At 35.8% G+C, this 22,628-nt stretch carries 23 protein-coding genes, 1 pseudogene and 1 riboswitch; of the genes and pseudogenes, 21 read left to right on the plus strand and 3 right to left on the minus strand.

Translation table 11 applies throughout. The features are described from left to right. The first annotated feature begins 173 nt into the window (after positions 1 to 173). The 11 genes from accC (at position 174) to AB6B24_RS07835 (ending at position 9,257) form a co-directional block, all read left to right on the plus strand. On the plus strand, positions 174 to 1,541 hold the full coding sequence (gene accC, locus AB6B24_RS07785) for an acetyl-CoA carboxylase biotin carboxylase subunit (RefSeq protein WP_003132515.1): 1,368 nt from the start codon (positions 174 to 176) through the stop codon (positions 1,539 to 1,541). Between the two features lie 85 nt (positions 1,542 to 1,626). Then, complete coding sequence (gene accD / locus AB6B24_RS07790; RefSeq protein WP_153241865.1) at positions 1,627 to 2,493, plus strand: acetyl-CoA carboxylase, carboxyltransferase subunit beta; 867 nt, start codon at positions 1,627 to 1,629, stop codon at positions 2,491 to 2,493. Further along, positions 2,486 to 3,280 carry an acetyl-CoA carboxylase carboxyl transferase subunit alpha gene (gene accA / locus AB6B24_RS07795; RefSeq protein WP_058219730.1) on the plus strand — a complete coding sequence of 265 codons (795 nt, stop codon included), beginning with the start codon at positions 2,486 to 2,488 and terminating at the stop codon, positions 3,278 to 3,280. Before accD ends, accA begins: the two co-directional genes overlap by 8 nt. A 128-nt stretch (positions 3,281 to 3,408) precedes the next feature. Next, a complete protein-coding gene (locus AB6B24_RS07800; protein WP_010905558.1) occupies positions 3,409 to 4,551 on the plus strand; it encodes a cystathionine gamma-synthase in 1,143 nt (380 codons plus the stop codon). A 214-nt stretch (positions 4,552 to 4,765) separates the two neighbouring features. After that, a complete protein-coding gene (cysK, locus tag AB6B24_RS07805) occupies positions 4,766 to 5,686 on the plus strand; it encodes a cysteine synthase A (protein WP_311802399.1) in 921 nt (306 codons plus the stop codon). Between the two features lie 230 nt (positions 5,687 to 5,916). Then, a complete protein-coding gene (locus tag AB6B24_RS07810) occupies positions 5,917 to 6,156 on the plus strand; it encodes a CsbD family protein (RefSeq protein ID WP_003132523.1) in 240 nt (79 codons plus the stop codon). A 132-nt stretch (positions 6,157 to 6,288) separates the two neighbouring features. Beyond that, positions 6,289 to 6,591, plus strand: coding sequence for a rhodanese-like domain-containing protein (locus tag AB6B24_RS07815; protein ID WP_153241868.1), 303 nt, complete (start codon positions 6,289 to 6,291; stop codon positions 6,589 to 6,591). A gap of 10 nt (positions 6,592 to 6,601) precedes the next feature. Next, positions 6,602 to 6,910 carry a rhodanese-like domain-containing protein gene (locus tag AB6B24_RS07820; protein WP_012897463.1) on the plus strand — a complete coding sequence of 103 codons (309 nt, stop codon included), beginning with the start codon at positions 6,602 to 6,604 and terminating at the stop codon, positions 6,908 to 6,910. After that, the gene (locus AB6B24_RS07825) at positions 6,907 to 8,550 is read left to right on the plus strand and encodes an FAD-dependent oxidoreductase (protein WP_311802400.1); all 1,644 of its coding nucleotides are present in this window, start codon (positions 6,907 to 6,909) and stop codon (positions 8,548 to 8,550) included. Before AB6B24_RS07820 ends, AB6B24_RS07825 begins: the two co-directional genes overlap by 4 nt. A 26-nt stretch (positions 8,551 to 8,576) precedes the next feature. Next, entirely contained in the window at positions 8,577 to 8,831 is a 255-nt protein-coding gene (locus AB6B24_RS07830; protein WP_011835555.1) for a metal-sensitive transcriptional regulator, read from the plus strand. 75 nt (positions 8,832 to 8,906) lie between these two features. Further along, positions 8,907 to 9,257: an arsenate reductase family protein gene (locus AB6B24_RS07835; protein ID WP_369164438.1), complete on the plus strand. Its 351-nt coding sequence runs from the start codon at positions 8,907 to 8,909 to the stop codon at positions 9,255 to 9,257. A 166-nt stretch (positions 9,258 to 9,423) separates the two neighbouring features. Here AB6B24_RS07835 and AB6B24_RS07840 read toward each other — a convergent pair whose 3' ends face one another. From AB6B24_RS07840 to AB6B24_RS07850, 3 genes are all read right to left on the minus strand, one after another. Then, the gene (locus AB6B24_RS07840) at positions 9,424 to 10,167 is read right to left on the minus strand and encodes a DeoR/GlpR family DNA-binding transcription regulator (RefSeq protein WP_058217627.1); all 744 of its coding nucleotides are present in this window, start codon (positions 10,165 to 10,167) and stop codon (positions 9,424 to 9,426) included. Positions 10,168 to 10,260: 93 nt separating this feature from the next. After that, positions 10,261 to 10,818 carry a GNAT family N-acetyltransferase gene (locus tag AB6B24_RS07845; RefSeq protein WP_153241870.1) on the minus strand — a complete coding sequence of 186 codons (558 nt, stop codon included), beginning with the start codon at positions 10,816 to 10,818 and terminating at the stop codon, positions 10,261 to 10,263. Positions 10,819 to 10,906: 88 nt separating this feature from the next. Next, positions 10,907 to 11,764 (minus strand): exodeoxyribonuclease III, encoded by an 858-nt coding sequence (locus AB6B24_RS07850; protein WP_153241871.1) that lies wholly within the window; start codon positions 11,762 to 11,764, stop codon positions 10,907 to 10,909. 171 nt (positions 11,765 to 11,935) lie between these two features. Here AB6B24_RS07850 and metG point away from each other — a divergent pair. The 10 genes and pseudogenes from metG to argF form a co-directional block, all read left to right on the plus strand. Continuing rightward, a pseudogene (gene metG, locus AB6B24_RS07855) lies at positions 11,936 to 13,933 on the plus strand (methionine--tRNA ligase); the annotation flags it as partial. A 516-nt stretch (positions 13,934 to 14,449) separates the two neighbouring features. Then, positions 14,450 to 14,689, plus strand: a complete 240-nt coding sequence (locus tag AB6B24_RS07860; protein WP_311802401.1) for a DUF2829 domain-containing protein — start codon at positions 14,450 to 14,452, stop codon at positions 14,687 to 14,689. 16 nt (positions 14,690 to 14,705) lie between these two features. Then, the gene (locus tag AB6B24_RS07865) at positions 14,706 to 15,437 is read left to right on the plus strand and encodes a 3-oxoacyl-ACP reductase (RefSeq protein ID WP_311802402.1); all 732 of its coding nucleotides are present in this window, start codon (positions 14,706 to 14,708) and stop codon (positions 15,435 to 15,437) included. A gap of 300 nt (positions 15,438 to 15,737) precedes the next feature. Further along, positions 15,738 to 15,843, plus strand: a riboswitch (PreQ1 riboswitch). After that, on the plus strand, positions 15,841 to 16,350 hold the full coding sequence (locus AB6B24_RS07870) for a QueT transporter family protein (RefSeq protein ID WP_023188848.1): 510 nt from the start codon (positions 15,841 to 15,843) through the stop codon (positions 16,348 to 16,350). Its footprint overlaps the riboswitch before it by 3 nt. Before the next feature lie 103 nt (positions 16,351 to 16,453). Beyond that, positions 16,454 to 17,086, plus strand: a complete 633-nt coding sequence (locus tag AB6B24_RS07875; protein ID WP_369164441.1) for an NAD(P)-dependent oxidoreductase — start codon at positions 16,454 to 16,456, stop codon at positions 17,084 to 17,086. 140 nt (positions 17,087 to 17,226) lie between these two features. Then, positions 17,227 to 18,249, plus strand: coding sequence for an N-acetyl-gamma-glutamyl-phosphate reductase (gene argC / locus AB6B24_RS07880; protein ID WP_311802404.1), 1,023 nt, complete (start codon positions 17,227 to 17,229; stop codon positions 18,247 to 18,249). Positions 18,250 to 18,260: 11 nt separating this feature from the next. After that, entirely contained in the window at positions 18,261 to 19,451 is a 1,191-nt protein-coding gene (argJ, locus tag AB6B24_RS07885; RefSeq protein WP_058206148.1) for a bifunctional glutamate N-acetyltransferase/amino-acid acetyltransferase ArgJ, read from the plus strand. Positions 19,452 to 19,463: 12 nt separating this feature from the next. Further along, the gene (locus AB6B24_RS07890; RefSeq protein ID WP_311802405.1) at positions 19,464 to 20,597 is read left to right on the plus strand and encodes an acetylornithine transaminase; all 1,134 of its coding nucleotides are present in this window, start codon (positions 19,464 to 19,466) and stop codon (positions 20,595 to 20,597) included. Further along, entirely contained in the window at positions 20,594 to 21,445 is an 852-nt protein-coding gene (argB, locus tag AB6B24_RS07895; RefSeq protein WP_011835542.1) for an acetylglutamate kinase, read from the plus strand. The genes AB6B24_RS07890 and argB overlap by 4 nt, the downstream gene beginning before the upstream one ends. A 27-nt stretch (positions 21,446 to 21,472) precedes the next feature. Then, a complete protein-coding gene (gene argF / locus AB6B24_RS07900) occupies positions 21,473 to 22,474 on the plus strand; it encodes an ornithine carbamoyltransferase (protein WP_011835541.1) in 1,002 nt (333 codons plus the stop codon). Positions 22,475 to 22,628: the final 154 nt, after the last annotated feature.

A 22,628-nucleotide genomic window follows, 5' to 3' on the forward strand; every position in this document is an offset into this window, starting at 1 on the left:
GATTAAGAAACAAAAATTTATTTTAACCATAAGATTTTTTACTTATGGTAAATTCGGACTTATTTTTATTTATCAAAAAATTGTTTTGTTGGGAATGACTTTCTTTTTTATCATTCTTTTCAAAACACCCATTGAGCAAAAGCTCGGGGTATTTTCCCATATGGAGAACATCTATGTTTAATAAAATTTTGATTGCCAATCGTGGCGAAATTGCTGTAAGAATTATTCGTGCAGCTCGTGAATTAGGAGTGGGTACAGTTGCCATTTATTCAACTGCAGACCGCGATGCTTTACATGTTCATTTAGCTGACGAAGCAATTTGTGTGGGCCCAGCTAGAAGTACTGAGTCTTATCTTAATATGAATAATATTCTGTCAGCTGCTGTGGCAACTGGCGCACAAGCGATTCACCCAGGTTTTGGATTCCTTTCTGAGAATTCAAAATTTGCTCGTCTTTGTGAAGAAATGAATATTAAATTTATCGGTCCGTCAGCAAAAGTTATGGATATGATGGGTGATAAAATCAATGCTCGTGCAGAAATGATTAAAGCTGGTGTTCCTGTAACACCGGGTTCTGAGGGCGAAGTTCATACCACTGATGAAGCAGTAAAAATTGCTGAAGAAATTGGCTATCCAATCATGCTTAAAGCATCAGCTGGTGGTGGTGGTAAAGGAATTCGTAAGGTTAATAATGTTGAGGAACTTGTTCCAGCATTTGAGGCAGCACAAGCGGAAGCACAAGCTGCTTTCGGTAATGGAGCCATGTTCATCGAACGAATGATTTTCCCAGCGCGTCATATTGAGGTTCAAATCTTAGGAGATAGTCAAGGAAATGTGATTCATCTTGGTGAACGTGATTGTTCATTGCAAAGAAATAATCAAAAAGTTCTTGAAGAATCTCCGTCAGTCGCAATTGGACACACTTTACGAAATGAAATAACAGCTGCGGCTGTTAAAGCAGCTCAGCATGTTTCTTATGAAAATGCGGGAACCATTGAGTTCTTACTTGATGAATCTTCTGGTAAGTTTTATTTCATGGAAATGAACACACGTGTTCAAGTTGAACATCCGGTCACAGAGTTTGTATCAGGTGTTGATATTGTAAAAGAACAAATTCGTGTAGCCAATGGCAATGAATTGTCTGTCAAGCAAGAAGATGTGACTTTTAGTGGACATGCGATTGAATGTCGAATTAATGCTGAAAATCCTAAATTTAATTTTGCACCAAGTCCAGGAAAAATTACTAATCTTTTCTTGCCAAGTGGTGGAGTTGGTTTGCGGGTTGATAGCGCTATGTACAGTGGTTACAGCATTCCGCCATACTATGATAGTATGATTGCTAAAGTCATTGTTCATGGTGAAAATCGTTTTGAAGCACTGATGAAAATGCAACGCGCCCTTCTTGAATTTGACGTTGAAGGGGTCATTACAAATGTTGATTTCCAACTAGAATTAATTTCTGACCCACATGTTGTGGCAGGAGATTATGATACAAGCTTCTTAGGAAATGTTTTCTTACCAGAATATCAAAAAGAAGATTAATCAATAGATTAGTGACAGAATTGTCAGATGGCTTACAATTCATCTGTCAGTAAAATTTATAAAAAAATGAGAAAAGGATGCAAAGATGGCTCTTTTCCAAAAGAAAAAATACATTAAAATTAATCCAAATCGTTCTATTATTGAAAAGCAAGCCGAGCAGCCAGAAGTTCCTGATGAACTTTTTGCCAAATGTCCTGCTTGTAAACATACGATTTATCAAAAAGATTTAGGAAAAAATAAAGTTTGTCCTAATTGTGATTACAATTTCCGAATTACAGCCAAAGAACGGTTAGCAATTGTTGCTGACAAAGATTCTTTTGTTGAAATGTTCACCGGAATTGAAAGCAAAAATCCCTTGGATTTTCCAGGTTATCCTGAAAAATTGGCGGCAACAAAAGCACGGACTGGTCTTGATGAAGCAGTTATGACTGGGACGGCCACAATTAAAGGGCAAAAAACGGCTTTGGCAATTATGGATTCGACTTTTATCATGGCTTCAATGGGAACTGTTGTTGGTGAAAAATTGACACGCTTATTTGAATATGCAACTGACGAAAAATTGCCGATTATTGTTTTTACGGCATCAGGTGGTGCAAGAATGCAAGAAGGAATTATGTCATTGATGCAAATGGCCAAAACTTCGGCTGCTGTGAAACGTCATTCAAATGCAGGACTTTTTTATATTACAGTTTTAACTGACCCAACAACTGGAGGAGTGACAGCTTCATTTGCCAGCCTGGGAGATATTATTTTAGCTGAGCCCCAATCTTTAATTGGTTTTGCTGGACGTCGTGTCATCGAACAAACCGTCCGTCAAACTTTACCTGATGATTTCCAAAAAGCTGAATTTCTTTTGAATCATGGTTTTGTTGATGCAATTGTTAAGCGGACTGAATTACGTCAAAAATTGGCACTTCTTTTAGAACTTCATACGGAGGTGGAAAATGTCTGAAACAATTGATTCACTGACAGGTGAAGTTTCACAAAAAAATATTGCTGACATTATTAATGAAGCACGAGCGGCTGACAGAATTTCGGCAAGAGATATTATTGACAAAGTTTTCACTGATTTCTTTGAATTACACGGCGACCGTCAGTTAACAGATGATGAAGCGATTGTCGGCGGAATTGCTCGCTTCAATAATCAAGCTGTGACCGTTATTGGAATTCAAAAAGGACGTAACCTTGCTGAAAATTTAGCTACTAATTTTGGACAACCAAGTCCGAATGGCTATCGTAAAGCATTAAGACTGATGAAGCAAGCTGAAAAGTTTGGGCGTCCAGTCATTACGTTTATTAATACAGCTGGTGCTTATCCAGGAATTGAAGCAGAAGAACGTGGACAAGGTGAAGCAATTGCTAGAAACCTTTTGGAAATGTCTGACCTTAAAGTTCCAATTATTGCTTTCATCACAGGTGAAGGTGGTTCAGGAGGAGCATTAGCTCTTGCACTTGCCAATAAAGTATATATTTTAGAAAATGCTGTTTATTCAGTACTTTCTCCAGAAGGTTTTGCGACGATTCTCTGGAAAGATGGTTCACGTCGTGATGAAGCGGCTGAATTGATGAAAATTACAGCGCCACATCTTTTGGAAATGGGTCTTGTTGATGCTATTATTTCTGAGGAAAATCTGATTGATAATCTGAAAAGACAGCTGACAGAATCACTTGGTGAATTGTCATTACTGACAGAAACAGAATTGGCAGAACAACGCTACGAAAGATTTAGAAAATATTAAAAAACGAAGGATGTCCTTCGTTTTTTTATACATAAAAAAAGTTAATTCTGCTATAAAAAAATCTTATAGCACTGGGCAAACTTTCGTGATATCTTTATATTAGATAGAAAATAGAAAGAAAAGGGCCAATGACAAGTATAAAAACGAAAGTAATTCATGGTGGTATTTCAACAGACAAGACAACAGGAGCAGTATCTGTTCCGATTTATCAAACGTCAACTTATAAACAAAACGGACTTGGACAACCTAAAGAATACGAATATTCACGTTCTGGAAATCCAACGCGTCATGCCTTGGAAGAATTAATTGCAGATTTAGAAGGTGGTGTTCAAGGATTTGCATTTAGTTCAGGACTTGCTGGAATTCATGCGGTTCTTTCGCTATTTTCTGCAGGAGATCATATCATTTTAGCTGATGATGTTTATGGTGGAACTTTCCGTTTGATGGATAAAGTGCTGACAAAGACAGGGATTATTTATGATTTAGTTGATTTGAGTAATCTTGATGACTTGAAAGCGGCTTTTAAAGAAGAAACGAAAGCTATTTATTTTGAAACTCCTTCAAATCCTTTATTAAAAGTTTTGGACATTAAGGAAATTTCAGCAATTGCTAAAGCTCATGATGCCTTAACACTGGTGGATAATACCTTTGCGACACCGTATTTACAACAACCAATTGCTTTAGGAGCTGATATTGTTTTGCATTCCGCAACGAAATATTTAGGTGGACATTCAGATGTAGTGGCAGGACTAGTTACAACCAATTCAAAAGAACTCGCCAGCGAAATTGGCTTTTTACAAAATTCAATTGGGGCGGTTCTTGGACCACAAGACAGCTGGTTAGTGCAAAGAGGTATTAAAACACTTGCGCTTCGGATGGAGGCTCATTCGGCAAATGCTCAAAAAATTGCTGAGTTTTTAGAAACTTCTAAAGCCGTCTCAAAAGTTTATTATCCAGGTCTTAATAGCCATCCGGGGCATGAAATTGCTAAAAAACAAATGTCTGCCTTTGGAGGGATGATTTCATTTGAATTAACGGATGAAAATGCCGTCAAAGATTTTGTTGAAAACTTGAGCTATTTTACGTTGGCTGAATCACTAGGTGGCGTTGAATCTTTAATTGAAGTGCCAGCAGTGATGACTCATGCTTCTATTCCAAAAGAACTTCGTGAAGAAATTGGGATTAAGGATGGCCTAATTCGTCTATCAGTAGGGGTTGAAGCAATTGAAGATTTACTGACAGATATCAAAGAAGCACTTGAAAAAAAATAATTTTACTGACAGACTTGTAAGCAAAGCTTACGACTCCTTTCTCCCTCACTTTAACAGCTCACATTGGTCCTGTTGAACTGACAGAAAAATTAGACAGTAGAAATTGAAAGTAATTTACTGACAGAAGTGCATACAATTCATCTATCTCCCGCCTCAAGCGCTCATTTGGTTGACTTGAACTGACACAAAGCTGTCAGTAATTTAGGAATTAATTATGGTAAAAATTGTTGAAAATATTACTGAATTAGTTGGAAATAGTCCAATTATCAAACTAAAAAATGGTCCAGAAAATGGAGCAGAAATTTATCTAAAACTTGAATATTTTAATCCTGGAGGTTCAGTTAAAGACCGGATTGCTTTACAAATGATTCGGCAAGCCGAAGCAGATGGTCGCTTAAAAAAGGGAGGAACGATTGTTGAACCTACCTCTGGGAACACAGGAATTGGACTTGCCATGGCTGGTGCAGCTTTAGGCTATAATGTGGTTATTATCATGCCTGATAGTTATTCAAAAGAGCGTCGTCAGCTTATTCAAGCTTATGGAGCAGAATTGATTTTGACTCCAGCAGCTGATGGCATCAAAGCTGCCATTGATTTAGGTCAAAAATTAGTTGAAGAAAATGGTTGGTTTATGCCAATGCAATTTGAAAATCCAGCTAATTTAAAAGCCCATGAATTAACGACTGGTCCAGAAATAATTGAAGCATTTGGTGAAAATGGACTGGACGCATTTATTGCTTGTGCAGGAACTGGGGGGACAATTTCTGGTGTTTCTCACTATCTCAAAAGTCAAAATTCTAAAATCAAAACTTTTGTTGTCGAACCGGCAGAATCCCCAATTTTATCAGGAGGTGAGAGCGGTCCACACCGCATTCAAGGAATTGGTATTCCATTTATGTCACCAAATTTAGATACGGAGGCTTATGATGGAGTGATTGATGTGACAAGTGATGAGGCTTTAGAGACCGCACGAAAAATTGGCAAAAGTGAAGGGTTTTTAGTAGGTATATCTTCTGGCGCAGCAATTTGGGCAGCTTATGAATTGGCAAAAAAACTTGGTAAAGGTAAAAAAGTTCTCGCACTTTGTGCTGACAATGGTGAGCGCTATCTTTCAACAGAACTCTATGATTATTAAAACTTGGAATTTTCCAAGTTTTTTTAGTCTTATGAGCAGTTTTCTGTACTTTTTTTGCTACGGATGTTAGAATGAGAATAGATTAAGAAGAGAATAAAGGAGGGGAAATCGTAGATTCGATTTTGTCAGTCAATGATTGACAAATTTAACTGATTTAGTTTTTCTAACAAATTATTATGAAACTTTCATGATAATAAAAGAAAAAATCGCAATTACTAGGAGGATTTAAAATGGCTTTAAATGACAAACTTGATGCAACAAAAGATAAAGTAAGTGGAAAAGTTAAAGAAACCACAGGTAAAGTAACTGGTGATGAAAAACTAGAAGCTAAAGGTAAAACAGAAGGACTTATGGGAAAAGCTAAAGAAGGCTTGGAAAATATTAAAGACAAAGCTTCTGACCTAGCTGAAGATGTTGCAGAAAAATTTAATGATACGGTTGACTCTGTCAAACATAAAAACGAGAAATAATTGAATTTCTCAAAATTAAGTAAAACCTAAGTTATTTAAAACTTAGGTTTTTTCATTTGGAAATAATAAACTTGACTTATATACCCTCGGGGGTATATAATTGTTATAAATCAAATAATCAAGAGGTGAAAAATGCAAACAATTGAAATAAGTGAATTAGAATTACTGACAGAAAGTGAAAATCCAGTAATTGTAGATGTAAGAGAAAATTTTGAGTATAATAGCGGTCATGTTCCTAATGCCAAAAATATTCCATTGAGTCAACTAGAAGAAAGATATACAGAAATTACTGACGGAACTTATCTTATCTGTCAGTCAGGTGCTCGTTCAGCTAGGGCCTGTCAGTATCTTTCGGCAAAAGGAATTGATACTATAAATATTTCAGGCGGTACCATTGCTTGGAATGGCCCCTTAGAATTTACTGACAGATTTTAGAGAAAGAACGATGTTTGAATTTTTTAAGAAAATAAAAAGTATCAGTCCAGCAGAAGTAAGTACTGAATTAAAAAAAGGAACACAATTAATTGATGTAAGAGAAGCTCATGAATTTCAAAATGGACATATAAAAGGCGCTCGAAATATCCCTTTAAGTAAATTGGGAGAACATGTTTTAGCCAAAAACAAAAAGTATTTATTAATTTGTCAGTCGGGAATGCGGTCAAAAAAAGCCTACAAAATATTAAACAAAGCTAATTATGATGTAACAAACGTAAATGGAGGAATGCGAGCTTGGAGAGGAAAAATTAAAAAATGACAGAAAAAATATTAATTGTTGGAGGAGTTGCGGGTGGAATGTCAGCTGCAACCCGTTTGCGACGTCTTAACGAAAATGCAGAAATCATCGTTTTTGAAAAAGGCCCTTACGTTTCGTTTGCCAATTGTGGCTTACCTTACTATGTGGGGGGAGAAATTGCAGAGCGAGAAAAGTTAATTGTTCAATCTGCTAAAGCTCTAAAAAACCGTTTTAACTTAGAGGTGCGCGAAAATTCTGAAGTTATTGCGATTGATAGTGAAGGAAAGAAAGTGACTGTAGTTTCAAACGGCGAAAGCTATGTTGAAAGCTATGATAAATTGATTCTTTCACCAGGGGCTAAACCCTTAATTCCACAAATCAAAGGTTTGAACCAAGCGACAAATGTTTTTAGCTTACGAAATATTCCTGATGTGGATAAAATAATGACCTATTTGAAAGCCAAAGCTCCTAAAAGTGCAACAATTATTGGTGCTGGTTTTATCGGCTTAGAAATGGCTGAAAATCTTGCCAAACGAGGGTTAAGTGTCACAATCGTCGAAAAAGCACCACATGTTTTACCAACCATTGATCGCGAAATGGCAGCTTTTGTCAATGAAGAATTAATTAAAAATAATCTTTCAGTAATGACAAATAGAGGAGCTGTCGAATTTAAAAATGACGAAATTTTGCTAGATAATGGTGAAAGTCTGCAATCGGATTTAACGATTCTTTCTGTGGGAATTCAGCCAGAAACGAGTCTAGCTAAAAGTGCGGGCATCAAATTAGGACTAAGAAATGCAATTCTTGTTGACGAACATTATGAAACATCGGTTAAGGATATTTATGCAGTAGGCGATGCCATTGTTGTCAAAAATCAATTAGGGCAGGATGCTTTAATTTCATTGGCTTCTCCAGCTAATCGTCAAGGGCGTCAGGTAGCTGATATCATTAGTGGATTACCAGTTAAAAATCGCGGTTCACTTGGAACGGCCATTGTCCGTGTTTTTGATTTGCAAGTGGCAAGTACAGGCCTTTCTGAGTTTCAGCTTAGAGGTTTAAAGATTAATCATAAAATTGTTCATGTCACAGCAAATAATCACGCGGGCTATTATCCAGATGCAACTTCTATTGTTTTGAAATTAATTTTTGAACCAGAAAGTGGACAAATATTTGGTGCGCAAGCAATTGGTAAAGAAGGAGTAGATAAAAGAATTGATATTTTATCTACGGCTATCAAAGCAAAACTAACCGTTTTTGATTTACCAGAATTGGAATTGACCTATGCCCCTCCTTTTGGTTCAGCCAAAGATCCAGTAAATATGGCTGGCTATGCCGCAACAAACCTTCTCTTGGGGCAATCAGAAAATATTCAGTGGCATGAACTTGCGGCTGAATTAGCAAAAGGGAAAGTCTTACTTGATGTGAGAAATCCAAATGAGTTGTCAAAAGGGAAATTTAAAAATTCTCAAAATATTCCGCTTGATGACTTACGTGAGCGGCTAAATGAACTGGATAAAAAGACTGAATATATTGTTAGCTGCCAGTCAGGACTTCGCTCTTACAATGCAGAACGTATTCTAAAACAAGAGGGCTACAAAGTGAAAAATTTAGATGGTGCCTTTGGATTATACAGCAAAGTTACCAAAGAATTACTTGATTAGGGAGCGAAACAAGAAAAGGATGACTGATGAAAAAATATGACAAAAAAATGGAAAATCGCTTGAAACGAGCGACAGGACAACTCACAGGAATACTTAAGATGATGGAATCTGGAGAGGAATGTATTGATGTTGTGACTCAATTAACCGCTGTTCGCTCTAGCTTAGATAGTCTGATTGGTCTAATCGTAGCTGAGAATCTCAAAGAACTTTTACTGGACAAAGAAGTGACTGACAAGGAAGAAAAACTCGAACAAGCTATAAAATTAATCATTAAAAAATAGATTTTTCATAGAAAATTGGACCAAAAAATCCCTTTTTAATATGCTATAATAAAATTAAAGCATAAGGAGGATAAGATGTACGATTTTTATTGGTATCCAAAGTGTTCAACTTGTAGAAAAGCTAAAGCAAAGTTAGATGAACTTGGAATAGATTATCAAGCGATTGATTTGAATGAAACACCACCGAGTCAAAAAAACTTTGAGAAATGGTTTAAAGAAGCAGATTTTCCCATCAAAAAGTTTTTCAATACAAGTGGTTTAGTTTATCGCGACTTAAATCTTAAAGACAAGCTAGCAACATTATCTGAAAAAGAAATGGCAGAACTTCTTTCGTCAAATGGAATGCTTATCAAACGTCCATTACTAGTGAAAAATGGTCAAGTTCAACAGATTGGTTTTAAAGAATCATCTTACGAAAAAATATAAAAAAATGAGTTGGTTAGACTCATTTTTTTATGTAATAATATTTAAATCTTAGGAGATTCCAAAAAAAGTAAAACTTTCAAACGAAAGTATAATTCTTTCTTATGAAAAAAATATATCATATTTTAGAAAATCTGTCAATAAAAAAATGGACAATGTCCATTTTTAATTAGATAGTAGTAACCTTTATTTTTTTCAAATCGAGAATTTTTTGACTTTCTGCGTTGATTGACTTGTCAGTAAAAACTTGGGAAATTTCAGGGAATGAAAAACAGGTGACAGTTCCATTTTGGTTGAATTTAGAAGCATCAGTTAAAATGACAACCTCTTTAGCCGCAGCAGCCATGACATGAATGGCTTCACTACGAGCGAGATCATTACTTCTAAAACCGCGGACGGGGTCAAAACCATCAATACCGATAAATAATTTATCAACGTAAAATTCATCAACCACCTTTTTTATCAGAGGTCCAACGTTGACCTGTGAATTATTTTGATATTCTCCTCCTAATAAAATTACCTTTACCGAGTCGGATTTACGAATATAATTGGCAATAAAAACAGAGTTAGTGATGATAGTGACATTTTTTCGATTAAAAGCTAACTCTTCAGCAAGCAAAGCGCAAGTCGAACCAGATTCAATCATTACTGTATCCCCATCAAGAATATTTTCAGCAGCTTTGACAGCAATTTTTCGCTTTAAATCATAGTTTTTGGCTAAACGAAAATTGATATCATCTGTATTATTAATCAAAGCAAAACCGTGCTGGCGATTAATAATTCCTTTCTCTTCAAGTTTATCAAGGTCTTTTCGAATCGTTACGTTTGAAACATTAAGGAGTTGTGAAAGTTGATTGACTTCAATTTTTTTATAATCACTCACAATGCGAATGATTTCGTCAGAACGGGACATTTAGTAGCCTTTCGTCATCTTTTTTATATTTTAAGACTACCACAAAAATCTAAAAAAATAAACCTTTTTATTAGAAATCCTTTCGTTCGTAAGTCAATGAAGTAACTCATACTCATCTTTAGTAATTGCCCAATAATCTGTAAGAAGAGGATTTTTAAACTTAGGAAAGTAAGAATAAACCTTTCCTAAGTGTTTCATTCCTAACTTCTCCATGACCCGTCCAGACTTTGCATTTTCTGTAAAATGTTTAGCTTGAATAACTTTAACTTCTAATTTATCGAAAGAAAGCGCCAAAAGACATTCAGCAGCTTCTGGCATAATCCCTTTTCCCCAATGGTCTTGATTTAAAATCCAACCCAGTTCGACTGTTTTTTCATTGATAGGATTAAGAAAAATTTCACCAATAAGCTGACCTGAAGTTTTTTCAACAATCCCCCAATGATAGAGGCTGCTAGGCAGAAAAAACTTGGCAATTGTGGCTCTAGTAGTTTCTATAGAATCATGTGGTTCAAAGCTAGTAAAACGAGCAACTTCAGGATTAGAAGCATAGTTAAACATTTCTGGGGCATCCTCAAGTTGTAATTTTCTAAGAATCAAGCGCTCAGTTTCTAAGGTCTGATGCTCTGCTAAAACTAAATTTATATTAACCATAAATATGTTCTCCTCAACTATTTTTACTCAATTATAGTCTCTATTTGTTTTAATGACAATAAAAAAGAACCTTTAAGGTTCTTTTATTTTAGAGTTCAAATTCTAAGAGAATTGGGACGTGGTCTAAACGTTCACCAGAATCAAGGGGTTCAGAAACTTTAACTGCTTGTGCAAGACGATTGGAAACCAGCCAGTAGTCAATTCTCCAACCTGAATTATTTAGTTTTGAAGTTTTGGCACGTTGGGCAAACCAAGTATAAATACTGCGTCCTTCTTCATAAAATTTCTCAACTTGACCATGGAGTTGACGAAATGTATCAGTAAATCCAGCCTCTAAAAGTTGACCAAATTTTTCACGTTCTTGGTCAGTAAATCCAGCTGAATTGTGATTGCCACGGGGATTGGCTAAGTCGATTTCTGTATATGCTGCATTGAAATCTCCGCAAGCAAAGACAGGTTTTTGAGCATCAAGGCTTGTGAGATAGTCACGATAGTTATCATCCCAAATTCCACGTAAATCAAGTCGTGTCAGACCTTCTTGCGCATTTGGTGTATAAACTGTAGTGACAAAGAAATCAGGAAATTCAAGGGTGATGATTCGACCTTCGGCATCCATAGGTTCAGGAGCATCAATTTCAGGAAAAGTGATGACTGGTTCTGGTAGAGTTTCTTTATAAAGAATCATTGTTCCAGAATATCCTTTACGAGCAGGTTCTACTGATGAACGCCAGACGATTTTATAACCTTTAAACAGTTCTTCCAAAACTTCTAAATGAGCTTTTTTAGGTCCAGTAGAAGGAAGTTTGGTTTCTTGAATGGCTAAAACGTCTGGTTGTGCTTGGGCAAGATTTTTAACAACAGCAAGAGAAAGGGCAGCACGTTCTGAGGTTCCAGTTAATGCAGCATTGAGTGAGTCAATATTCCATGAGATAAATTTATAGTTCATAATCGTTCCTTTTTTTTTAAAAGAATTTCCAAAGAGCTGTGACTTAAAGGAATTCTTAACTTTTCTATGATAATTATAACAAACTTAATCAGACAATGCGATTTTAGAGGTTTTTTGGTATAATATTTAGATGAGAATCTTCTCAAATATCGAGCCTCATTTGCTCGGAAAGAGGAAAATATGACAGAAAACAAAACTTTTTACATTACAACCCCAATTTATTATCCATCAGGTAAGTTGCATCTTGGTAGTTCTTACACAACTATTGCTTGTGACGTGCTTGCTCGTTACAAACGTTTGATGGGCTTTGATACTTTTTATTTAACAGGGCTTGATGAACACGGAATGAAAATTCAACGAAAAGCCGAAGAATTGGGAATGACTCCTAAAGAATACTTGGACCCAATGGCGGCTGATGTTCAAGAATTATGGAAAAAATTGGATATTTCTTATGATAAATTTATCCGTACTACAGACACTTATCATGAAGAAGCCGTTCAAAAAATCTTTGAAAAATTACTTGAACAAGATGATATTTACTTGGGTAAATATGCGGGTTGGTATTCTGTTTCTGATGAAGAATTTTTCACTGAAACACAATTGGAAGAAGTTTTTAAAGATGAAGCGGGCAATGTGACTGGTGGGATTGCTCCCTCAGGTCATGAAGTAGAATGGGTTGAAGAAGAATCTTATTTCTTCCGTATGGGCAAATATGCAGATTGGCTTCTTGAGTTTTATGAAGCTAACCCTACATTTATTGAGCCGGCAATTCGTAAAAATGAAATGATTAATAATTTCATCAAACCAGGATTGGAAGATTTGGCAGTTTCTCGGACAACATTCACTTGGGGTATTCCAGTAAAATCAAATCCAAAACATGTGGTTTATGTTTGGTTGGATGCACTCTTTAACTACGTGACAGCTCTTGGATTTTATGGTGATGACGACTCACTTTATAAAAAATTCTGGCCTGGGGTAAATATGGTCGGAAAAGAAATTGTTCGTTTCCACACGATTTATTGGCCAATTTTCTGTAAAGCATTAGGAATTGAACCACCAAAACAAGTTTTCGCTCATGGATGGCTCTTGATGAAAGACGGAAAAATGTCTAAATCAAAAGGAAATGTTGTTTATCCTGAGATGTTAATTGAACGTTATGGCCTTGATGCGGTTCGTTATTATTTGATGCGTGCGATTTCTTTTGGACAAGATGGAATTTTCACTCCAGAAGACTTTGTTGGACGTATTAATTTTGATTTGGCCAATGATTTAGGGAATTTGTTGAATCGTACCGTTTCAATGATTAACAAATATAATGACGGAAAAATCGAAGCAACTGGAGTTTCGACTGAATTTGATGCAAGTTTGGAAGAAGTGGTTGAAGAAACAATCAGTCATTTCCATAAAGCAATGGATAAATTTGAATTCAACGTGGCTTTGGCTGATATTTGGACATTGATTTCAAGAACAAATAAATATATTGATGAAACAGCACCTTGGGTCCTTGCAAAATCAGAAGACGACAAAGCAAAATTGAATAATGTTTTGTATCATTTGGCAGAAAATTTACGGATTGCAGGTGCACTTTTACAACCATTTATGCGTGCAACATCAGGTAAAATCTTTGAGCAATTGGGAATGGATGAAAGATCATTTTCACTTGAAAATCTTTCTTTTGGCTATTCATTTACTCATCCTGTAGTAGCAAAAGGTCAACCTATTTTCCCACGTCTTGATGTGGAAGAAGAGGTTGCTTATATTAAATTACAAATGGCTGGCGGCGTATTGCCAGAAAAAGAGTGGGTCCCTGAAGAAGTTGAATTGAATTTAACTTTACCACAAATTAAATTTGATGATTTTGAAAAAATTGAACTAAAAGTTGCCGAAGTGCTTGAAGTAGAACCTGTTGAAGGTTCTGATAAATTGTTGAAATTTAAATTGGATGCTGGTGATTCTGAACCACGTCAAATCTTGTCAGGAATTGCACAATTTTATCCAAATGAACAAGAATTAGTAGGTAAAAAATTGCAAATCGTAGCCAATTTGAAACCACGCAAAATGATGAAAAAATACGTTTCACAAGGAATGATTTTGTCAGCCGAATTTGATGGAAAATTGCGTGTCTTGACCGTTGATGATGATGTTCCTGCTGGTTCATTGATTGGGTAAAATTAATTAGACAATAAAAAATGTGAAAGATTTGTTATCTTTCACGTTTTTTTACGTAAAGTATATCAGGAGAGAAATCTCTTAGTGTTCACTTGGTTTCATGCGCCCTGACAAATTCTAGATGGAAGAGATGCCTATGAAGTCAAGGTATTTCCTTGGTTATGGAGAGGATTTCATGCTAGCGGTACTTGGGATGATTATCGAAGTTTTGAACTTCGTAATTAATCTAGTCAGGCTCTAGCTTGAAATTAAAAAAACTAATCGCAATTAGCGATTAGTCCCACCATAACCAAGTTTGAACACGCGGTCTGTTAGCGCAGACCGTTTTTTTTCGCATGTTGCACTTTGTTGAACTTACTATAGCACAAAATTTTAAGGGGACAAATAGAGTATAATTTTTGAGGACTATTTATTAGTTGAATCTATCGGATAATTAAAACTGGTTTTCATTTATCAAAAACCTCTCGAACTTTGTTATAATAAATTCAGTATGTTTTAAACAATATGGAGGAAAAAATGACTTTTGAAGAAGCGCTAGCTTTACTTAAAGCTGGGAAAAAAGTAGTCAGAACACAAGGCTGGTCTGGTGCCGAAAATTATGTTAAACTCTATGATTCGATTGTTTTAGAATCTGGTGAGAAGTTGGAAGTTACCCCTTATTTCTTGATTAATGTCTCAGGAGAGGGTGAAGGTTTTTCAATGTGGGCCCCAACGCCTTGCGACGTTTTGGCCGATGATTGGTCCTTGATTGAATAGATAGATAGGCTACAAAATGAAATTTTCTGGGAAAAAAGTGCTAATTACAGGAGCTGCCAGTGGTATTGGCTTGGCTCAAACAAAAGTATTTTTAGCCGAAGGCGCAGAGGTTGTTGCTGTGGACTTACAAGAATTTACTGACGAATCTGTCATTAATTCAAAAAATCTGTCAGTAAAAATTCTTGATGTTTCCGATGCTCAATCAGTTGAAAAATTAGCTGACGAAGTGGGAAGTATTGATGTTTTACTCAATACAGCGGGTGTTTTGGATGCTTATAAAACTTTGGAAGAAACTGACTTTGCAGAATGGCAAAGTATTTTATCAACAAATCTCAATTCAATGTATTTGATGATTTCAGCATTTTTGCCAAAAATGAAAGTTCAAAAATCAGGAGTAATAATCAATATGGCTTCGGTTGCTGGCTTGGTTGCCGGTGGAGGTGGCGTCGCTTATACGGCCAGTAAACATGCCATTGTTGGGTTGACAAAACAGTTAGCTTTGGATGAAGCACAACACGGGATTCAAGTAGCAGCCATCGCTCCAGGTGCCATCAATACACCGATGAATGCGGCTGATTTTACTGAAAATAATGGTCAGATGGCCCAATGGGTAGCCGATGAGACACCAGCTAAACGATGGGCTAGTCCTCGCGAAGTGGCTGATTTGACCCTCTTTTTAGCAAGTCCACAAGCCTCTTATATGTCAGGAGCAATTGTCCCGATTGATGGTGGCTGGACAATCAAATAAAAGATATTGAAAGACTTATCAGCATGTTGGTAAGTCTTTTATTTATTGTGGGAAAGTCTGTATTAACTACAAAAGTACTGACAGACTTGTTGATTTTACTGACAAGTTGTTCAATTGCTTGTTTTCTGTGAAAAAATTTCTGTCAGTAATTTTTTTGCCTTTTTGTTGGCAGGATATTTTGATGCTCCTGTTAGAATTTCTATCGAGTACAAAGAATGATTCCTTCGTTAGCGAAAATAATGCCCAAATAATAATTAGATGAAAGCAAATATTTGTCAATCCTTTTCATTTCGCAAAAAATCTGCTAAAATAAAAACGTTGCTCAATAGTGAGTTAACCCTTGAGCCTTCATCCCTTTGCTCAAGCATATTATAGGCGAATTTTGTCGCCAAAGGAGAACCTTTTGAAAAAATCAAAAACTTATGATATTGTTACAATCGCAATTGTTGCGGCCCTGTATGTTATTCTAACGATGACACCGGGTTTGAGCGCAATTTCTTACGGACCTATTCAATTTCGAGTGTCAGAAATGTTGAATTTTACAGCCTTCTTCAATAAAAAATATATTATTGCGGTGACAATTGGTTGTATGATTTCAAACTTTTTATCTTTCACTTGGGTAGATGTGATTGTCGGTGGTTTGTCAACTTTAGTATTCTTAAGTCTTGGTGTCCTTTTGTTTGACCGCTTTAAAAAAGATTATTTTTGGAATGGTCAGTTAAATAAAGCATTTTTCTTTTTTGCAATTTTCTTTTCGATAAGTATGTTCACCATTGCTCTTGAATTAAAATTTGTCGCTGGAACACCCTTTTTGCTGACCTGGGGGACTTTGGCTCTTGGTGAATTTGCCAGCTTATTTATCGGGGCATTTGTCATGGATAAATTAGGTAAAAGAGTTGATTTGAGTCGTTAAATAAATGAAAAGCAGCTCAGGCTGTTTTTTTTGAACCATTTTTAGAAGTCAGAATTACTTAATTTGTTATAATTAAAATAAATAAGAGATTGGAGAGCTTTTTATGAAAAAAATCGCTGTAATTGCTGCTTCTGGTAAGGCAGGAAGTTTAATCGCTCAGAAAGCATTTGGGCGCGGTCATGAAGTGACTGCCATTGTTAGAAATAAAGCACGATTAAAAGTTGAAGTGACTACTATTCTTGAAAAAGATATTTTTGAATTAACTTCTGAAGATTTAGCAGGATTCGATGCAATCGTTTTAGCGCATCGGGCACCGGCAGGTCATGAGGAAGATTATTCAAAAGTAGCCCATGTGATGATAAAACTTCTTGAAAATATAGATAGCCGTTTAATTGTTGTTGGAGGAGCAAGTTCTCTCTATCTTGATGAAAGTCACGAAAAACGCTTGCTTGATGTGACATCAACAGGTTTACCTTACTATCCAACTCTTTTAGAAATGGCAAAAGCAAGCTTGATTTATGAAGCTTCAAAACTTAATGTGACCTTCTTCTCTCCTGCAGAATTTTTTGACCCAGAGGGAGCACAAACAAATAATTATACAATTACCGGCGATGTTTTAGAACATAATAAAGCGGGTAAAAGTCGAATTTCATATGCTGATTATGCCGAGGCTGTGCTTAATATGATTGGGGATGGTAGCCATCAACATGAGCATATCGGAATTTATGAAAACTAAAAATTAATGAATTATCAAAGAGAAAGAAATTAATTTCTTTTTCTTTTTTTTGTTTAAAAAAGTATAATAATACATAAAATTCTTGACAAATAAAAAATAGAGTAGTATAGTGTATAAAAATACATAGAAAGTGTGTAAATATGAAAAAAGTAGCAATTGTCGGAATTAGAGGTTATAGCGGCTTAGAACTGTTCCGAATTTTCTATTATCATCCAGAAGTAGAAGTAACAAAAATATATGCAACAAGTCATTATGGTGAAAAATTATCAGAACACTTTCCGCAGCTTGAAGGTTTGACTGACTTGGTTATCAGTGAATTTGATGAAGAAGAAATTATGGCAGAATGTGATGCAGTTTTCTTTGCAACCTCAGCGGGTGTTAGTCAAAAATTAGCTTTAACTTTTATTGATAATAATTTTCCTGTCATTGATTTATCAGGAGATTTTCGATTAGCTGATTTAGAAATATACAATAAATGGTATAAAAATACAGATTTAAAAAATGAATATTTATTAAGTGCTCAATATAATCTGGCAGACATTGGTCAAGCAAAAGCAAACTATATCGCGAATCCAGGTTGCTATGCAACAGCCACACTACTTGCACTTTATCCGTTAGTTAAAAATGAGATGATTGATTTAGACTCAATCATTGTGGATGCCAAGTCAGGACTTTCGGGAGCTGGAAAAGGTTTGTCTGACGCGAGCCATTTTGTGAATGTTGTCGATAATATGTCCATGTATAAAATCAATAGTCATCAACATATTCCAGAAATTGCTCAACAATTGAAGATTTGGAATTCAAATTTTCAAGCCTTGCAATTTTCAACTTCTTTAATACCTGTGAGTCGGGGGATTTTTGTTAGTAGCTATGCAAAAGTTGCGGCTGATTTTGATTTTGAAACGATAAAAAATGCTTATGAACAGGTCTATGCGACAAAAAACTTTGTCAGAATTCGACGACAAATGCCCCAACTCTCAGATGTGATTGGGACCAATTTTTGCGATATTGGATTAGCTTATAATCCAGTGACAAATGTTTTGTCAGTTGTTTCGGTGATTGACAATCTTATGAAAGGTGCTGCCGGACAAGCAGTACAAAATTTTAATCAGTTATTTGGCTACGATGAAAGTTTAGGCTTGAAATTTATGCCAAGTCTTTAGAAGAGGAAGAAATGAAAGAAATAAAAGGGACAATTGCAAGTCCAAAGGGATTTTTGGCAGATGCTGTTCATGCACAATTAAAATATAAAAACTTAGATTTAGGGTTAATACTAAGTCAAGTTCCAGCTGCGATTGCTGGCGTTTTTACAACCAATAAAGTTTGTGCAGCGCCAGTATTGATTGACCGTCAAATTGTCAAAAAAGGACAAGCACGGGCCATTATTTGTAATTCGGCGGTTGCCAATGCAGTAACAGGCGAGCAGGGTTATGCAAATGCTTTGAAAACACAAAAATTGCTTGCTGAAAAATTTGAACTCAAAGCTGAGGAAGTGGCGGTTTGCTCAACAGGGGTCATTGGAGTACAGCTTCCGATGGAAAAAATTGCCACAGGAATTTCAAAGTTATCCCAAAATGAAGGGACAGCAGCATATTTTGCCAAAGCCATTTTAACAACAGATACCCAAACTAAAACAATTAACTTTGAAGCTGAAATTGGGGGTCAAATCGTGAATATGGCCGGGGTTTGTAAGGGATCGGGGATGATTCATCCAAATATGGCAACCATGCTTGCTTTTATTACGACGGATGCAAAAATCGCTCAAGCTTTACTACAAAAAACATTATCAGAAATTATTGAAACGACATTTAATCAGATTACAGTGGATGGAGACACTTCAACGAACGATACTGTTTTGTTGATGGCAAATGGCCAAGCCAAAAATAATGAAATTTTAGAAGGAAGTTCAGACTATCTTTTGTTTAAAGAAATGCTAGCAAAGGTTTGTCAGTCCTTAGCCAAACAAATCGCCGCAGATGGCGAAGGTGCAACAAAACTGATTGAAGTGACCGTCAAAGGAGCGCCAAATGATTTAGCAGCACGATTTATTGCCAAAAAAATTGTGGGTTCAAGTTTAGTTAAAACGGCAATTTTTGGTGCAGACCCTAACTGGGGGCGGATTATTTCGTCAATTGGTCAGGTGGCTGATTTTGAAGTTTCTGATATTGAATTAAAACTTCAAGATGAACTTGTGCTTTATCATTCAACACCAGTTGACTTTGATGCAGCTTTTCTTTCTGAGAAATTAAAAGAAGATAAAATTGAAATTATTGCTGACTTGAATGCTGGAAGTGGCTTGGGTCAGGCTTGGGGCTGTGATTTGACTTATAAATATGTCGAAATTAATGCTTTATATACAAGTTAAGAAGGAGAAAAAATGACAAATTTATTTGAAAATTATGGTCGCCTACCGTTTAGCTTAATCAAAGGAGAAAATCAATATTTATTTGATGACAGGGGAAATAAGTATTTAGATTTCACAAGTGGGATTGGGGTCATGAATTTAGGATATAGTTTTGAAAAAGAAAAAGTGGCGGTGAAAGCTCAATTAGACAGCCTGTCTCATCTTTCAAATCTTTATCAAAATCCTTTGCAAGAAGATGTGGCTGAAAAGTTAAGTCAAAATCATTCTTATAAAGCTTTTTTTTGTAATTCTGGGACTGAAGCTAATGAAGCAGCTTTAAAATTAACTCATCTCATCAAAAAAGATCAGAAAATTTTGGCGTTTACAGATGGCTTTCATGGTCGTACTTTTGGTGCTATGAGTGCAACCATGCAAGAAAAAATCCAAGCAGGATTTTCGCCTTTATTACCAAATTTTGTGGCTAGTCCTTTTAATGATGTGGTAGCACTTGAGCAAATCCTTGAAAAAGAAAAAATTGGTGCGATTATTTTTGAAATTATTCAGGGTGAGGGTGGCGTTTTACCAATTTCTCCAGATTTTGTTGAAGCTCTAAAAACTTGTCAGCAAAAAGGAATTTTACTGATTATTGATGAAGTTCAAACTGGAATTGGTCGAACTGGAAAATTATTTGCTTTTGAACATTTTGATTTTGAGCCGGATATTTTTACTTTGGCAAAAGCATTGGCAAATGGGATCCCTACAGGTGCGATGCTCGCTAAGAATAAATATGCCAGTTATTTTTCAGCAGGAAAGCATGGCTCAACATTTGGTGGGAATCCTTTAGCTATGGCTTCGGCTAATGAAGTTTTAAAGGAAATTGACAGTGACTTTTTAGAAAAAGTGACTGACAAAGGTATTTTTTTCTTAAAATTACTGACAGAAAAGCTGTCAGTAAAAGCGACGGTTAAGTCCATCAGAGGTTTGGGATTGATGATTGGAATTCAATTAACTGACGAGAAAAAAGTTCCAAAAGTTCTTGCTTTACTGCGTGAAAATGGTCTCTTAGCTTTGTCAGCTGGTCATGATGTCATTCGATTACTCCCACCGCTTGTCATGACGAAAGAAGAACTGCAAAAAGGAGCAGAGCTATTGGAGAAAATTTTATGAGAGATTCACAAAACACAGCTCAGACTTTGACCGAAAGTCTCAAATATTTTCTGAAATATCGTGACCAAACGGTTGTCATTAAATATGGTGGCAATGCGATGATTGATGAAAAAGTGAAAGAAAGTATTCTAAAAGATATTTTATTACTTAAAACGGTGGGAATTAAAGTAGTTTTGGTTCATGGCGGCGGACCTGCGATTGGAGAATTACTTGAAAAATATGAGCAAAAAAGCCAATTTGTTCAAGGTTTGCGCGTGACAGATAAGAAAACTGCTCAATTAGCACTGACAGCTTTAGCTGGAAAAGTAAATAAAAGTTTGGTTCAAGATATCATTCGGTTAGGTGGCAATGCGATTGGCGTTTCAGGAATTGATGGTAAATTGATAGAAGCCAAACCTATTTCTGAAGATTTAGGCTATGTTGGAGAAATTACAGCGATTCATCCGGAAATCATTGAGCGTATCAATCAAACGGATGCTGTTCCCGTCATTGCTTCGGCCGGCATTGGTCTTGATGGTGAAATTTATAATGTTAATGCTGATACCGCAGCCAGTCGAATTGCCGGTGCATTGAGTGCTGAACAATTTATTTTATTAAGCGATGTTCGTGGCTTATATGGCAATTTTCCTGACGAGGAGTCATTTATTGATGAAATCAATCTGACCAATCTAGAAAAGTTAGTCAAAGAGAAAAAAATTACTGACGGAATGATTCCAAAGATTGAAGCCATTAAATATGCCATGTTTGAAGGATTGGGTCAGGCTGTTTTATTAGACGGTCGTGTTCCTCACGCCTTGTTATTGGAATTATTTACTGACAAAGGGCAAGGGACAATGATAAATCATTGATAATTTAAGCAAATAAGAGGAGAGAGAATGTTTCAAGGAAGAAGTTTTTTAAAAGAAATAGATTTTAGTAAAGATGAATTGTTATATCTGATTGATTTTGCAATTCATCTTAAAAAGTTAAAAAAAGAACATATTCAACATAAATATTTATTAGATAAAAATATTGCCCTTATTTTTGAAAAAACCTCCACAAGAACAAGAGCAGCTTTTACAACGGCCGCTGTAGATTTGGGAGCGCATCCTGAATTTTTAGGGCCAAATGATATTCAGTTGGGCAAAAAAGAATCTATTTCAGATACGGCGAAAGTTTTGGGTTCAATGTTTGATGGCATTGAGTTTCGTGGGTTTAAGCAAAGTGATGTGGAAATTCTCGCCAAAGATTCAGGTAGACCCGTTTGGAATGGATTGACTGATGATTGGCATCCGACACAGATGCTGGCAGATTTTATGACAATCAAGGAGCATTTTGGCCATTTACAAGATTTAACCCTCGCTTATGTTGGCGATGGACGAAATAATGTGGCAAATTCTCTATTGGTGACTGGAGCAATTTTAGGCGTAAATATCACAATTATTTCGCCCGAGTCCTTGCAACCCGCTTTAGAAATACAAAAACTGGCACGTAAATATGCCATGAAAAGTCGCAGTAAAATAAGTATCCGAACAGATTTAAATGGACTTGAAAATGCTGATATTGTTTATACTGATGTCTGGGTCAGTATGGGTGAGGAAGCTCAAACAGCCAAGCGAATTAAATTATTGAAATCCTATCAAATTAATCAAAAAGTTGTTGAAAAAATTATTAATAAAAACTTTATTTTTATGCATTGTTTACCCAGCTTTCATGATTTAAACACGGAAGTGATGAAAGAAATTAAGGAAAATTATAACCTTAATGAATTAGAGGTTACTGACGAAGTTTTTAATTCAAAGAATTCGGTCGTTTTTGAGCAAGCTGAAAATCGAATGCATACCATAAAAGCAGTCATGGCGGCTACTTTAGGGAATTTATTTATTCCTAAAATATAAAAAAAAGAAAAAACGTTAATTAAGGGGGAATAGCCCAGATTTAATGTTTTTTCTCTTTTTTATGGCGCAAAAGTCCCGTTCCACAGGGAAAGGCATACAAAAAAGGTTTTTTTTGGTATAATAAGGGATAAAACTAAAAATTAAGAGAAGTTTT

The sequence above is a fragment of the Lactococcus sp. AK05 genome, from assembly GCF_041026685.1.
Classification (GTDB): domain Bacteria; phylum Bacillota; class Bacilli; order Lactobacillales; family Streptococcaceae; genus Lactococcus; species Lactococcus lactis.

What these genes read in the sequence shown, in the direction of transcription:
- AB6B24_RS07840 (WP_058217627.1), bottom strand. Translation starts at nt 10,167, where the DNA reads ATGTCCCGTTCTGACGAAATCATTCGCATTGTGAGTGATTATAAAAAA.
- AB6B24_RS07810 (WP_003132523.1), top strand. Translation starts at nt 5,917, where the DNA reads ATGGCTTTAAATGACAAACTTGATGCAACAAAAGATAAAGTAAGTGGA.
- AB6B24_RS07850 (WP_153241871.1), bottom strand. Translation starts at nt 11,764, where the DNA reads ATGAACTATAAATTTATCTCATGGAATATTGACTCACTCAATGCTGCA.
- cysK (WP_311802399.1), top strand. Translation starts at nt 4,766, where the DNA reads ATGGTAAAAATTGTTGAAAATATTACTGAATTAGTTGGAAATAGTCCA.
- accC (WP_003132515.1), top strand. Translation starts at nt 174, where the DNA reads ATGTTTAATAAAATTTTGATTGCCAATCGTGGCGAAATTGCTGTAAGA.
- AB6B24_RS07825 (WP_311802400.1), top strand. Translation starts at nt 6,907, where the DNA reads ATGACAGAAAAAATATTAATTGTTGGAGGAGTTGCGGGTGGAATGTCA.
- AB6B24_RS07800 (WP_010905558.1), top strand. Translation starts at nt 3,409, where the DNA reads ATGACAAGTATAAAAACGAAAGTAATTCATGGTGGTATTTCAACAGAC.
- AB6B24_RS07890 (WP_311802405.1), top strand. Translation starts at nt 19,464, where the DNA reads ATGACAAATTTATTTGAAAATTATGGTCGCCTACCGTTTAGCTTAATC.
- accA (WP_058219730.1), top strand. Translation starts at nt 2,486, where the DNA reads ATGTCTGAAACAATTGATTCACTGACAGGTGAAGTTTCACAAAAAAAT.
- AB6B24_RS07875 (WP_369164441.1), top strand. Translation starts at nt 16,454, where the DNA reads ATGAAAAAAATCGCTGTAATTGCTGCTTCTGGTAAGGCAGGAAGTTTA.
- AB6B24_RS07830 (WP_011835555.1), top strand. Translation starts at nt 8,577, where the DNA reads ATGAAAAAATATGACAAAAAAATGGAAAATCGCTTGAAACGAGCGACA.
- AB6B24_RS07820 (WP_012897463.1), top strand. Translation starts at nt 6,602, where the DNA reads ATGTTTGAATTTTTTAAGAAAATAAAAAGTATCAGTCCAGCAGAAGTA.
- AB6B24_RS07865 (WP_311802402.1), top strand. Translation starts at nt 14,706, where the DNA reads ATGAAATTTTCTGGGAAAAAAGTGCTAATTACAGGAGCTGCCAGTGGT.
- argJ (WP_058206148.1), top strand. Translation starts at nt 18,261, where the DNA reads ATGAAAGAAATAAAAGGGACAATTGCAAGTCCAAAGGGATTTTTGGCA.
- AB6B24_RS07815 (WP_153241868.1), top strand. Translation starts at nt 6,289, where the DNA reads ATGCAAACAATTGAAATAAGTGAATTAGAATTACTGACAGAAAGTGAA.
- AB6B24_RS07835 (WP_369164438.1), top strand. Translation starts at nt 8,907, where the DNA reads ATGTACGATTTTTATTGGTATCCAAAGTGTTCAACTTGTAGAAAAGCT.
- argF (WP_011835541.1), top strand. Translation starts at nt 21,473, where the DNA reads ATGTTTCAAGGAAGAAGTTTTTTAAAAGAAATAGATTTTAGTAAAGAT.
- argC (WP_311802404.1), top strand. Translation starts at nt 17,227, where the DNA reads ATGAAAAAAGTAGCAATTGTCGGAATTAGAGGTTATAGCGGCTTAGAA.
- AB6B24_RS07845 (WP_153241870.1), bottom strand. Translation starts at nt 10,818, where the DNA reads ATGGTTAATATAAATTTAGTTTTAGCAGAGCATCAGACCTTAGAAACT.
- accD (WP_153241865.1), top strand. Translation starts at nt 1,627, where the DNA reads ATGGCTCTTTTCCAAAAGAAAAAATACATTAAAATTAATCCAAATCGT.
- AB6B24_RS07860 (WP_311802401.1), top strand. Translation starts at nt 14,450, where the DNA reads ATGACTTTTGAAGAAGCGCTAGCTTTACTTAAAGCTGGGAAAAAAGTA.
- argB (WP_011835542.1), top strand. Translation starts at nt 20,594, where the DNA reads ATGAGAGATTCACAAAACACAGCTCAGACTTTGACCGAAAGTCTCAAA.